This window comes from Gayadomonas joobiniege G7, assembly GCF_000300815.1.
GTDB lineage: Bacteria > Pseudomonadota > Gammaproteobacteria > Enterobacterales > Alteromonadaceae > Catenovulum > Catenovulum joobiniege.
On sequence record NZ_AMRX01000006.1, the window covers coordinates 227,804 to 241,553 of the forward strand.

The window sequence follows — 13,750 nt, forward strand, 5'->3', positions numbered from 1 at the left end:
GGCTTAATAGAGTCAATATAGTGATATCAAAAATGCAGTTCTCTTGGGTTTAGAATTGCCGGCACCAGTGGCGGTTTGTTTGTATCTGCTGGTAAATAGGCGGCCACTCTTTTTACCCATAACCTGATATTGGAAAAGTTTAAAAAATCATCCATATGATACAAATTTAGTTGGTAGGGCCCTACGATTTGTGACCATGCAGATAAATCAGCCAGTGTGGGATGCTCTGTATCAGCTAAAAATGATTTACTTTGTAGTTTGTTTTCTAGCGTTAATAAGACTGACTTCCTGTGCTCTGACGCTGTTTTTTTTGCCGCTAGAGGCTCTATTAACCGACGAATAAAAGCCGCACGGTTTAACAATAGTGGCCACAGGTATCTAAGGCCAGCTGGAAAACCATGGTGAGTTGTTTGCGCGACACAACGACCTAATTGCATAGCGGCCGGCCAACATTGCCGCAAGCTGCTAGGCTGAAAAAACTTAGGGTATACACTAAAAAATATTGATGGGATCAAGTGCTCGCTAACCCACTGGTCAATCGTTAAAACCCGATTTTTAACAGCGACTTGTGCTGGCATGAGTGGCCGCTCTGAGATACATTGATCAAGCCATAATCCAATTGGCGTCGAGTCGTTGCGTGCTTTTTGCCCTATTTTAAGCACGGGAATGCTGCGACCAAATGGTAATTCACGCTCTGGGTGGGTTGGGTTCACGTAATATACCTGAAACGGGATCTGTTTATACAATAAAAAGCTGTGAACCTTCATCGCGTAAGGGCTAGTCACATAAGCATAAAGTGTAACAGGCTCATTGTTTGTCATTTGCTTTGTTTTCCCTTTGTTCGTGTTTAAGATGAAAGCGGACATACTCGCTATGGCTAAGTGATTTGTCCGTGGTGTCGGGTAAGGGTTGGGTTTTGGCTAGCGTTTCACCAAGCACTTTAATTTTGTTGCCAATTTTATTTTGTAACCAATTAAACGAGCGGTGTACCCAAGGCAAGCGGCTGCGAGCCCATTGAATACAAAGGCGCATTTTGGGGCTGGCGTAGATTAACAAAGATAGACCGGTTGCTAACAGGATAACAGTGCCAGGTAGCGGGGTAACTAAAGTTAGCAGGCCAAGTAAGGTTATAAACCAAGCTAATATTTCTAATAACCGACATTTAAGCGAGCGTTGAGGGTTCATAATTAACCTTTTGTTTTATTAAAAACAAGGATTGATACCTTCAAACGCCGTCAATCTCTATGAGTATAGTGGTTTTATATGAATTTATGCAAAATCGCTAACAGAAAATCAAACATTTGATAATGATGCAAAAGCGGCTTTTTGTAATGCTATACTCTCCCTTAGTTAACCTGACTAAATACGATAACGTAAAATATGCCCCAATTAAAAATGTGTTTTATTGAGGTAGATACGGTTATGAGGCAATTGAATACCCCTGTTGCTAGCACAAATTTCGCGATTTTTATGATTGCGATCGGTACTTTTATTTTAGGATTGACTGAATTTTCAAGTATGCCCTTATTGCCGTTAATCGCGCAAAGTTATCAAGTCACACCAGCAATAGCAGGGCAAGTGATCAGTGCATACGCGCTTGGGGTTGTTGTTGGTGCCCCCTTGTTAATGTTAATGACTAATAAAATAAAACGTCGTAATGCACTCATCATATTTACCCTATTAATGTGTATTGGCAATGGTTTAAGTGCGTTAGCGGGTTCTATTACTGAGTTGAGCATTTATCGATTTATCAGCGGTTTGCCGCATGGCGCATATTTTGGCACTGGTTTGTTGCTGGCTGCTGAGTTAGCACCTAAGCATAAACGTGCTAGCAATATGGCAAAGATCTTTTTTGGTTTAACGATAGCCACTATTGTGGGGGTACCAAGTGCAACTTTGGTTGGCCAATATCTCGGTTGGCAGACAATTATGGCAGCGGCGTCAGTGCTGTCTGTGTTGACTAGCCTACTCATTTATCTTTTTGTTCCGGCGCGCGCGATCGAAAACGTTGATAAATTTAGCGATCAGATTAATGTGCTGGGAAATAAGTTGGTTTGGACCATTTTAGCGATAGTGATTGTCGGATTTGGTGGGGTTTTTTGTATCTATACTTATTTAGCCGATACTATCTTAAATGTCACTCAGACCTCTGCTGAGAGTATCTCTGTGGCCATGGTGATGTTTGGTGTCGGGATGACAGTCGGGAATTGGATATGTGGTCAGCTGGCTGATCGTCATCCTATTTATACAACCGGAGGGGCACTCGCCTGTTCGATCATTTTTGCTGTGATATATGTCTACAGCGCATACAACATTTGGTTATTATATATTACTGTCTTTTTACTTGGTGGCAGTGTTGGCATAGCCGCAGTAATTCAATCTATGTTAATGGATGTAGCGCCTCAGGCCCACTCTATGATAGGGGCACTAGTGCAATGCTCGTTTAATACTGCCAACGCAATTGGTCCTTGGGTAGGTGGGATGGCGCTAAGTGCTGGTGCAGGCTTCAATCAAACGGGCTATGTTGCTGCTGCTTTGTTTGCTGGTGGTTTGTTTATGTGGTTTTGCAGTTATTTACAGATGAGAAAACCCACAATACTCGCGGAGCAATAAAAAAGGCAGCGCAAAGCTGCCTTTTTGATGTTGAAATAATTGATCTAGGGATTAGGTACCATTAAGCCATAAATGACATAAAATTGAAGCGATATAACCAAGCGCAATCGCCCAGCTCCATTTTAAGTGGCCAAAAAACGAATAATTGCCTTTTGATTGCCCCATCAAAGCGACCCCAGCTGCCGAGCCGACAGATAATAAACTACCACCGACACCGGCAGTCATAGTCACCAGTAGCCATTGGTTAATATCCATTGCCGGGTTCATGCTGATAACCGCAAACATGACAGGGATGTTATCTACTATCGCTGACATCACACCTGCTGCGATATTGGCATAGGTTGGATCCCAATTTGAATACATGGCCTCAGAAATCAAGGTGAGATAACCGATAAAACCTAACCCACCAACGCACATAACCACACCGAAGAAAAACAGCAAGGTATCCCACTCCGCTTGAGCAATTTTGGTAAATACATCAAAAGGGACCACCTGACCTAAACGACGAAGTTCTTTTTCATCTTTCCGTTTTTCGGCCTCCGAGCGTTTTTTCTCAAGCGATCTGGGTAATGAGCGACGCAAATAATAACCAAAGAATTTTAAATAGCCCAAACCTGTCATCATGCCTAATACTGGCGGCATACCAAACCAGCTATGCGCGATAACAGAAGTAATTATGGTTAAAATAAATAAAGCGACAATGCGTTTTGCACCTCGTTTCATCGTGAATTCTTCACGTACGACCTGACTGGGTTCAGTGCTGATAAATAAACTCATTAAAACGGCTGGAACGGCAAAGTTAACTACTGAAGGTAAAAACAGAACAAAAAATTCACTAAATTTTACTAAGCCTGCTTGCCACACCATTAAGGTGGTAATGTCACCAAACGGACTGAAAGCACCGCCAGCATTTGATGCAACGACTATGTTAATACACGCAATATTGATAAAAACTTTATTGCCTTTGGCCACTTTTAAAACGATGGCACACATCAGCATAGCAGTCGTGAGGTTGTTGGCAAAAGAAGAGATTAAAAAGGCCATGATCCCAGTTAACCAAAATAGAGATCGTAAACTCAGGCCTTTAGATATCATCCAAACACGGATGGCATCAAATACTTTGCGCTCTTCCATCGCGTTAATATAAGTCATGGCAACAAGCAAGAAGAGAAGTAGCTCAGCATATTCTAATAAGTTATGCTCAAATACCTCTTTCGCAAGCTCTGACATACCATGTTGAGTATAAATATACCCAAGCAAAAACCAAATTAAACCGGCTGCAACCAAAACAGGTTTAGATTTTCGCATATGTAAATAGTCTTCTGCGATCACTAGACTATAAGCCACAACAAATAAGGCAACTGATAAATAGCCAACATAATGTTGCGTTAAATCCAATTGATGCTCTGCGGTCGCCGCAAAAACAGAAGGAGATAAGAAGGTTAAAAAAGCGCATAGCCAGAAAAACAATGTTTTAGACCGGCTGGAGGCGGGTAGGGTTAATGGCATCTTAATTAATACTCCGAGCTTTTTGTGTTGTAAATTGGTCTTACCAAGAGCGGTACTTTAACATAATTGTCATGCTCGGCAAACGTGCAATTGCAAGAGATTTAGAATAAGTTTGCACCATAATGGGGATTATTGGCGCAAGGTGATTAAATTAAAATTAATCGTAAATTTTTAGTAAAGGGCCTTAATTTAAAACAGTATTTAATGTTTAATAACCGCTAAACTTGATAACAATTTCCAATATGCAAAACGTTCAAATTACAACAAAATGGATACTGATTTCGTTTCTGTTGGGTGGCTGTCAAACACCGAACCTTGCTAAATTCGAGCAACCAGAGAATTTACCTGAACACTGGTACGCTGAGTTTAAACAAAACGAACAAGCTTTAACTGGCGAGAGATTAAAGCTAAAAATGGATTTGCCTATACCATTGTTGAATTTACTCGAGCACGCCCAGCAAAATAACCAAGATATAAACCAAGCTCAATTAGATCTTGAAAAAGCCAACGCCCAGCTTAAACGTGCAGGTGCAGCCCTATGGCCCGAATTAGATCTTTCTGCTGGGGCAGGCCGAAGCGGAAATACGGCTAGCCAGGCAGCGCCTGAAAACAGTTTTTCGCTTGGTTTGACGGCAAGTTACGATATCGACATTTGGGGTAAAATCAGTGACGCGGAAAAAATTGCCCAGCTGAGCTTAAAACAAAGTGAACTAGCATTGGCTGATGTCAGCTTACACTTGGATGCGCAGATTGCCGATCTCTGGTATCAGAAAGCCGCGGCACAGGCATTAGTTGATTTGTATCAAAAACGCGTAAGCAATGTGCAAAACAACTTATCTACGATCGAAAACGGTTATCAGACAGGGGTCAGTGCAGCGGTTGACGTGTATTTAACTCGAAATACGCTTGCCAGTGAACAATCCAGCCTGCTGGCACAGCAGAATCAATTGCAAGACCTGCATCGCCAGTTGAATTTATTAACGGGTGAATATCCTAACCATGAAGTGGTCGGTGATGCAGTTCTTAAAATGCCAGAGGTGCAGGTGCCCAAAAAAATTCCGGTCGAGTGGGTTACCGAAAGACCCGATGTTCAGCAGGCATGGTTAAATATTTTATCAAAGAGTGCTGAGTTAGCGATTGCGCATAAAAATCGGTTTCCAAGCTTTTTTTTATCAGCGTCAGTGACAGATTCAGAAACAAGGTTAGCAGATTTATTAACCGGTGGTTTTGCTTGGTCAATTGCCGCGTCGATTAGCCAGCCTATTTTTGATGCTGGCAGTTTAAAAGCAGCTGAATCAATTGCTAAAAGTAGCCTTAAACAAGCCGAATATGCTTATGTAAAAACTGTTTACCAGGCCTGTTTAGAAGTTGAAAACCTCTTAGCTGATATTGACACATTAGCGGCCCGATTAGCCTTTGCAAAGCTTTCTTTGCAAAATGCAGAAAATGCCGAAAAACTCTCTTTTAATCAATATTTGTCGGGTATTTCAAATTACACTGCGTATTTAGAAGCTCAGCGGCGCTTATATTCGGCTCAAGCATCCTATATTGAGCTCAACCGACAATACATTAGTGCGTATATTTATCTTATTCAGTCGCTCGGTGGTCAGCAAGGTATCACATCGCCAGAGTTAAGGAGTCCAGCTTGAACGTCAATAAAAAACACATAGTTAGCATCCTATTAATTGCCATTGTTTGTTTTATTATTTGGTTTATGTTTTTTAACAAACCACAAGCATTTAGAGGAAAACCGCCTCAAGTCGCTCGTATTTCGGTAGAAGTAGAAACGATTAAGCCAGCTGATTATGTCGTCAAGATAGCCTCGTATGGCCGAATAAATGCACTCCGTCAAAGTGAGTTAAGCGCGCAAGTTTCTGGTCGTGTTGTTTATGTTGCCGAATCAATGCGCAGCGGTGGATTTTTTGCCGCAAACGAAGTTTTGGTTAAATTAGAAGATACTGATTATAAAGCACAATTGCAGGTTGCTTATGCGCAGATGATTGAAGCTGAGCAGGGACTGATTGAAGAAAAAGCATTAGCAGAACAAGCAAAAGGTGACTGGCAACGACTTGGAAACAAAGATAAACCCAATGCATTGGTATTGCGGGAGCCTCAGCTAGCAGCGGCCAAAGCACAATATGAATCAGCCAAAGCGAGTTATGAATTGGCAAAAGTGAATTTGCAACGTACCGAAATTAAAGCACCGTATCAAGGTCGAGTATTGAGTAAAAATGTAGATATAGGGCAATTAGTTAGTAGTAATACTATAGTTGGTGAGGTCTATGCAACAGACGCACTTGAGATAGAGTTACCAGTTAAGAATAGCGAAATTCCGTTATTAGATTTACCTGAATCTTATATGCAAACTCAGCAGCAAAATAAGCTGACGGCAACCATCATCTCTAGTCTCTCCGGCAGAGCCGAGCGCTGGCAAGGACATATTGTACGCACTGCTAGTGCGATTGATGAACAAACCCGTCAATTGCATTTAATCGCCCGTATTAATGACCCGTTTGGGGAAAAAGCACATGGTCGTTTACCATTAAAAATAGGCCAATATGTAACGGCTGAAATTAATGGGAAAACCATTAAAGATGCGATCACCATTAGTAACAAAACCATCTATCAGGGCAAATATGTGTATTTGTATAAAGACGGTGTTCTCCAGCGACAAAATATCTCGATTTTATGGCAAAACCAAGACACAACTATCGTAGCTGAGGGTTTAAAAGCGGGCGACCAAATTGTTACCACGCCTTTAGGTCAGGTGATCAGCGGCACGCCAGTTAAAATTAAAGGAGAGTCAGCTGAAGAAAAACACCCGCGGGGTCAAAAAAAGCCTCTGGCGAACGCTGACAAACAGGGTGGTGCGGCATGATAGCTTGGTTTACGCGCAATCACGTAGCTGCCAACTTATTATTAATTACCATAGTCGCAGCGGGTATTTTTAGCATCTCAAGTCGCATCCCGCTTGAGATATTCCCAAGCTTTGAAACCGACATGATAGATGTGAGTGTGACACTGCGTGGCTCAACCCCAGAAGATGCTGAATTATCGGTTGCCAGTCGGGTAGAAGAGGCACTATTTGACCTGGAAGGAGTGCGTCATATTTATAGCCGCTCAAGTGAAGGGGGCTCAACTATCCAAGTCGAAGTAGAGCCGGGGTATGAGCCTCGCGAGTTATTAAATGATGTTAAAAGTCGGGTGGATTCTATTAATACCTTTCCAGGGGAAGCAGAACGGCCGATTATTGCACTACAAATTCGTAAACGTAATGTCATAGATGTCACCATTTCGGGTGATGTGAGTGAAACTGAAATTCGTCAACAAGCTGAAAAAGTTCGAGACGATTTATTACGCATCGACGGTGTGACTCAGGTTGAAGTGTCAGGTGTGAGGGACTATGAAATTGCAATTGAAGTGTCGCAGGATAAGTTACGTGAATTCGATCTGAGTTTAGAACAAGTCGCCAGCGCAATTCAAAATAGTTCTTTAGATTTATCAGCTGGTAATGTTCGCACCGAAGGTGGAGACGTATTGATACGCTCAAAAGGCCAAGCTTATCGACAAGACGAGTTTGAACAGATCGTGCTTAAAACCAGCGAATCCGGAAGTATTCTAACTCTGGGGGATATTGCTAATGTTAACGACGGATTTGAAGAAACAGCGCTTAGATCAAGATTTGACGGTGAATTAGCCGCTTTTATCCGAGTCTACCGAGTGGGTACACAGAGCGCGATTGAAGTTGCAAATTTGGTTAAAAACTATATTGAACAAGAGCAACAAAAATTACCGTCAGGTATACAGCTAAGTTATTGGGATGATGACTCAGAAATTGTTCGTAAACGTATTTCTACATTAGTTAGCAATGCAATCCAAGGCAGTATTCTGGTCCTTATCTTGTTAGGTCTATTTTTACGTCCATCCGTTGCATTTTGGGTATTTATTGGCGTTCCGGTTAGTTTTTTAGGTGCTTTTGCTTTAATGCCTTTTTTAGGGGTGACGATTAATATCATCAGTTTGTTTGGTTTTATTGTGGTGCTTGGTATCGTGGTAGATGATGCGATAGTGACAGGGGAAAATGTGTATCGGCATCTGCAAACCTCTGAAACCGGCTTACAAGCTGCCATCAATGGGACCAAAGAGGTGGCAACGCCCGTGACATTTGGCGTGCTGACGACAGTTGCGGCTTTTGTACCACTATTGTTTATTGGCGGTCAACGAGGTCAGCTTTTTGCGCAAATTCCTGCGGTTGTGATCCCTGTTTTATTATTTTCATTGATTGAATCTAAGTTCGTATTGCCGGCTCATTTAAAATACTTAAAAGCAAAGGGGCAGCACCAAAATGCCGGTGGTTTCGCTCGTTTCCAGCAAAGGTTTGCTGACGGGTTTGAAGGCGCGATATTAAAATATTATCAACCATTTTTGGAAAAATGTTTGCGCAATAAACTCAATACCTTGTTGTTGTTTATTGGTGGAGTTTCTATCATAGTCGCTTCTTTGATGACGGGCTACAGCAAATTTATCTTTTTTCCGCGCGTACCCAGCGAAACCGTAACAGTTGAATTAACCATGCCCAATGGTACGCCGTTTGAAGTCACAGATAGCCATATAAAAACCATTACTGACAAAGCCATCGAGTTGCAGCAAAAACACCAGGATCCAGAAACAGGTGAAAGCATTATTTTGCACATTTTGTCTCAATCTGGTGGCCGTGGTGGCAACTCAGCGTGGGGGCGGGTAAGGTTTGAGATCACACCACCGGAAAGCCGCGCGACCGACGTTAATGGTTTAGATTTATCAAAAGAGTGGCGGCAAATGATCGGTGAGATCCCAGGTGCTGAAGAGCTTACGTTTAGAGCCGAAATAGGCCGTGCCGGTGATCCGGTTGATGTGCAACTCTCGGGCAATGATTTTCAGCAGCTAAATCAAGTGGCCGAAAAGGTAAAACAAAGGCTGGCGACTTATCCTGAAATATTTGATATTCGTGACTCTTTGGCAGATGGTAAAGACGAGATTCAAATTGAGTTGAAACCACAAGCGCATTTGCTGGGTATTAGCCGCCAGCAGGTGATTAGCCAAGTTAGGCAAGCCTTTTTTGGTGTACAAGCACAGAGGATCCAGCGTGGCCGCGACGACGTTCGAGTCATGGTGCGCTTTCCGCGAGATGAACGTGACTCTATTGACCACCTCAGCAATATGTTGATCACCACGAGCAGTGGAAAGTCAGTTCCATTGAGTCAAATTGTTGAGTTTAGATCAGGTAAAAGTCCGACTTCCATTTACCGCATTGATGGAAACAGAGTGATAAGCGTCTTAGCTGATGTTGATAAAAATAATGCCAATATGACAGTGATAAATGCCGACTTACGCGACTATTTAAGCGAATTAACGGCTCAGTATCCTGGCGTTAACTATGAACTCGAAGGGGAAGCTCGTGAACAAGAGGAGTCATTCGGCTCTATGGCATGGGGTGTGCTTGGGGTGTTTTTTGCTATTTACGCTTTGCTTGCCATTCCATTAGCTTCGTATTCGATTCCGTTAGTGGTGATGTCTGTGATCCCTTTTGGCGCGATTGGTGCTGTGGTTGGCCATTGGATTATGGCAATGCCGCTGACCCAAATGAGCATCATGGGGGGATTGGCACTATTGGGGGTCGTCGTGAACGACTCGTTGGTTTTAACCGACTACATTGGTAAAAAACGCCAACAAGGTATGGCGGTTTATCAAGCCGTGGTGACTGCTGGCGCAGCACGTTTTAGACCGGTTATATTGACCTCGTTGACGACTTTTATTGGGTTAATGCCGCTCTTGTTTGAAAAGTCTACTCAAGCGCAATTTTTAATACCTATGGCCGTATCACTTGGATTTGGGATTATTTTTGCAACTTTTGTCACCCTGTTGTTAGTGCCTGTCAATTATATGATGGCCTATCAGGTAAAACATTGGTGGTCAAAATAACCTTAGAATTTGCATGCCGTTTGATGCACTTTAGCTGTGGCAAACGGTATGTATTCAACTTATGCACTCGATAATGGTACTACTGTATCTCGCCGCTCAAGACGGTTAATAGTTTTAATAATCTGGTCGGCTGACACCGCTGGTGAGTAATAATAACCTTGTAAATAATCACAGCCTGAGTTAAATAAAAACTCACTTTGACTGGCGTTTTCAACGCCTTCTGCAACGACTTGCATGTTTAAACTATGAGCGAGTTGAATAATGGCTTGCGTGATTTTTTGATCGTTTTCATTATTAAATAGATTGTTAATGAAAAACTTATCAATTTTTAAAGTATCGGCACGAATCTGAGTTAAATAACTCATGGAAGAATACCCAGTGCCAAAGTCATCAAGTGCAATCTTGCAACCCATTTTTCGGATTTCATCAACGGCTCTTCGAGCTTCTCTAAAATTGTGCATATATGCCGATTCGGTAATTTCAAATTCAATCAGATTCAGGTCAAGATCTGATGATTTAAATAGGTGTCTAATTGCTCTTAAAGTGGACTCGCTGAAGATATCTAATGTGGATAAATTAAATGCAAACTGCAGTTTACGCCAATAGGATTTTTGAATGTACTCAATATCAGAAATCCCGCGTTTGATAACCCACTTGGTTAATTGATTAATTTTGCCTAATTGCTCGGCAATTGGAATAAATTCAGCCGGGGAAACATCACCAAGTTGGGGTGAATACCAACGTAATAAAGCTTCAAAACCAATTACAGTGCCACCTTTATCCAATTTAGGTTGGTAAAGCAAATTGAGTTCATTGGCTTGAATGGCCTGTTCAAATGAGCTGGCGATGGTTAAACGGCGTTTTTGCATAACATCCATTTCTTGCACGTATTCAATGTACTGATTGCGCCCTTTAATTTTGGCGCGATATAAAGCGATATCGGCTTGTGTGATCAAATCTTCTTCGTTGGTGGTGATCTCAGAGTGATAGGCAACACCAATACTGGCGCTGAGTTGAACCGGCCAATTTTTGATTTTTATCGGAAATGATAACGCTTTAAATATTTGCCGACATAGCGCCGGTGCTTTTATTTTATGGTAAGTTTCGGGTATCACGATGGCGAACTCATCACCACCGATACGAGCAATAATTTGGTCTTTGGTTAACAGGGACGCTAATCGGCGGCTCACTTCAATAATAAGGTCATTGCCGAGCTCGTGACCAACAGCATCGTTGACAATTTTAAAGTTATCCATGTCTAACATTAAAACGGCAATATTGGCGTATTTAAGACCCACGGCTTGACGTTGGCTGTTGACAATCTCGCTAAATTTTAACCGGTTGGGCAGGCCTGTTAAGCGGTCAAAGTTGGCGATCCTCTCTAGCGAGTTCTGATTGTCTATTAATTGCTGCGTATAGCGTTGGTTGTTTTCTTCTTGTTTTTTTATCGTATTACGCAAATTTTGCATATTGGCTGCAAGCTGACTGATTTCGTCTTTAACGATAACGACTTGGTTTTTGTTGCTTGGTTCGGCTTGGTTTAAATCATGCGCGGTGTCAGCGAGCACTCGCAGGCGTTTAAATATAAAATATTGAGCACAGTAGCCACAAGCAGCAAAAAGAATAAATAACCAGAACAGAGGTTCTGCTTTTTGCTCCCACAGCTCATTTAAAGACTGATAGTGATCAGAAAACAAAACCGCTGTTGTTGCTATGCTGGCAAAGCAGACAAGACAGGTTATAATGATGAGCTTTGCTCTGATACTTATGAAAAACATGGTATTTATTGAATGCCTAACTCATAAGGGTTAGAGAGATAAGTTAACTATGCGCAAAACAGCAGGGTTAATCAACCATAAAACGCAATTTTATTACTTTGTAAAAAAATTACGGTACAATGACGCAAAAACATTACCTTGAGAGGAATTCTTAAAATATGGCCGACTCAACTGCTCGACCGAGCAATTTTATTCGCACCATTATCGATCAAGACTTGGCCGCCGGTAAACACCAACAGGTGCAAACCCGTTTTCCACCTGAGCCTAATGGATATTTACATATCGGCCATGCCAAATCTATTTGTTTAAATTTTGGTTTAGCTGATGACTATCAGGGGCATTGTAATCTGAGGTTTGATGATACCAATCCAGAAAAAGAAAATTTGGATTATGTTCGTGCGATCGAGAATGACGTGAAATGGTTGGGTTTTGAATGGCAAGGTGAACCCTGTTATTCGTCTAATTATTTTGATCAATTGCATGCCTATGCAGTAGAGCTGATTGAAGCGGGTAAGGCTTATGTGTGTTTTTTAAATAATGAAGAAATGCGGGCTTATCGTGGAACATTAACCGAGCCTGGCAAAAATAGCCCTTATCGCGATACCCCGATTGCTGAAAACTTGGCTTTGTTTGAAAAGATGCGCCTCGGCGAGTTTAAAGAGGGTGAATGTTCTCTGCGAGCTAAAATTGATATGAGCTCACCATTCATGTGTATGCGAGATCCGGTGTTATACCGTATCAAGTTTGCCGATCACCATCAAACGGGTGACAAATGGTGCATCTATCCTATGTATGATTTTACTCATTGCATCTCGGATGCGATCGAAAACGTTACCCACTCATTATGTACTCTTGAGTTCCAGGATAACCGCCGATTGTACGACTGGGTACTAGATAACATTTCAATTACCAGCCGACCTCATCAATATGAGTTTTCACGTTTAAATTTAGAGTACACAGTACTCAGCAAGCGTAAATTGATTGCTCTGGTAGAAAACAATCATGTTGATGGTTGGGACGATCCTCGCATGCCGACCATTGCTGGTTTACGCCGTCGTGGATACACGCCTGCATCCATCCGAGAATTTTGTCAGCGGATAGGGGTGACTAAAATGGACAATATGGTCGAAATGGCCATGTTAGAAGCTTGCATCCGAGATGATTTAAATGAAAACGCACCGCGAGCAATGGCAGTGCTGGATCCAATAAAGTTGGTTATCGAAAACTACCCAAGCGATCAAAGTGAAACGCTAAAAGTGGTAAATCATCCCCAAAATGAAGCTTTTGGCACTCGAGAAGTCACTTTTTCTAAAGAGTTGTATATTGAACGAGAAGACTTTCGCGAATCAGCCAATAAAAAGTTTAAACGTTTAGTATTAGATAAAGAAGTCCGTTTACGCGGTGCTTATGTGGTTAAAGCTTTACGCTGTGAAAAAGACGCAGATGGCAATGTGACCACAGTCTATTGTCAATACGATGCTGATACTTTAGGTAAAAATCCGGCTGACGGACGTTCAGTTAAAGGGGTTATTCATTGGGTCGATGCTAAGACAGCAAAACCGGCTGAAGTCCGACTATATGACCGCCTATTTAAGGTGCCAAATCCAGCGGCGGAAGAGGATTTTTCGGCAGCCTTAAACGAAAATAGCTTGCAGATACTCAACAATTGTTTTGTTGAAGCGTCATTAGCGCACGCAGAGACTGATAAACCTGTCCAGTTTGAGCGCACTGGCTATTTTGTCCGTGACATCAAACCCAGTGATAAGCTGGTTTTTAATCGAACTGTGACACTTAGAGACAGTTGGGCGAAAGTAGAAAATAAATAAATTTTATTTTAAATGCGGCCAAAAGCCAATTTACCTCGTACTATTAATTAAATCCCTAGTGCG

Annotated in this window: 9 protein-coding genes; 5 read left to right on the forward strand and 4 right to left on the reverse strand. The window is 42.0% G+C overall.

Annotated elements, in window-relative coordinates; translation table 11 throughout:
* Positions 1–26: 26 nt before the first annotated feature.
* Together C727_RS0108200 and C727_RS0108205 are read right to left on the reverse strand one after the other, a co-directional pair.
* On the reverse strand, positions 27–821 hold the full coding sequence (locus tag C727_RS0108200) for a glutathione S-transferase family protein (RefSeq protein WP_017445145.1): 795 nt from the start codon (positions 819–821) through the stop codon (positions 27–29).
* Positions 808–1,185 carry a hypothetical protein gene (locus C727_RS0108205; protein WP_017445146.1) on the reverse strand — a complete coding sequence of 126 codons (378 nt, stop codon included), beginning with the start codon at positions 1,183–1,185 and terminating at the stop codon, positions 808–810. Before C727_RS0108205 ends, C727_RS0108200 begins: the two co-directional genes overlap by 14 nt.
* Before the next feature lie 237 nt (positions 1,186–1,422).
* Here C727_RS0108205 and C727_RS0108210 point away from each other — a divergent pair, with 237 nt between their 5' ends.
* Positions 1,423–2,613: an MFS transporter gene (locus tag C727_RS0108210; protein WP_017445147.1), complete on the forward strand. Its 1,191-nt coding sequence runs from the start codon at positions 1,423–1,425 to the stop codon at positions 2,611–2,613.
* Between the two features lie 51 nt (positions 2,614–2,664).
* Here C727_RS0108210 and nhaD read toward each other — a convergent pair whose 3' ends face one another.
* Positions 2,665–4,122: a sodium:proton antiporter NhaD gene (gene nhaD, locus C727_RS0108215; RefSeq protein WP_017445148.1), complete on the reverse strand. Its 1,458-nt coding sequence runs from the start codon at positions 4,120–4,122 to the stop codon at positions 2,665–2,667.
* A 242-nt stretch (positions 4,123–4,364) separates the two neighbouring features.
* Here nhaD and C727_RS0108220 point away from each other — a divergent pair, with 242 nt between their 5' ends.
* Genes C727_RS0108220 through C727_RS0108230 form a run of 3 tightly spaced genes read left to right on the forward strand, consistent with a single transcriptional unit; the run spans position 4,365 to position 10,083 of the window.
* Positions 4,365–5,771 carry an efflux transporter outer membrane subunit gene (locus tag C727_RS0108220; RefSeq protein ID WP_017445149.1) on the forward strand — a complete coding sequence of 469 codons (1,407 nt, stop codon included), beginning with the start codon at positions 4,365–4,367 and terminating at the stop codon, positions 5,769–5,771.
* Positions 5,768–7,000: an efflux RND transporter periplasmic adaptor subunit gene (locus C727_RS0108225; RefSeq protein ID WP_017445150.1), complete on the forward strand. Its 1,233-nt coding sequence runs from the start codon at positions 5,768–5,770 to the stop codon at positions 6,998–7,000. Before C727_RS0108220 ends, C727_RS0108225 begins: the two co-directional genes overlap by 4 nt.
* On the forward strand, positions 6,997–10,083 hold the full coding sequence (locus C727_RS0108230; protein WP_017445151.1) for an efflux RND transporter permease subunit: 3,087 nt from the start codon (positions 6,997–6,999) through the stop codon (positions 10,081–10,083). Before C727_RS0108225 ends, C727_RS0108230 begins: the two co-directional genes overlap by 4 nt.
* A gap of 59 nt (positions 10,084–10,142) precedes the next feature.
* On the opposite strand, the gene C727_RS18225 is transcribed toward C727_RS0108230, so the two are convergent.
* The gene (locus tag C727_RS18225; RefSeq protein WP_162131391.1) at positions 10,143–11,780 is read right to left on the reverse strand and encodes a putative bifunctional diguanylate cyclase/phosphodiesterase; all 1,638 of its coding nucleotides are present in this window, start codon (positions 11,778–11,780) and stop codon (positions 10,143–10,145) included.
* A gap of 239 nt (positions 11,781–12,019) precedes the next feature.
* On the opposite strand from C727_RS18225, the gene glnS reads away from it, so the two are divergent.
* On the forward strand, positions 12,020–13,687 hold the full coding sequence (gene glnS, locus C727_RS0108240) for a glutamine--tRNA ligase (RefSeq protein WP_017445153.1): 1,668 nt from the start codon (positions 12,020–12,022) through the stop codon (positions 13,685–13,687).
* The last annotated feature ends 63 nt before the right edge of the window (positions 13,688–13,750 follow it).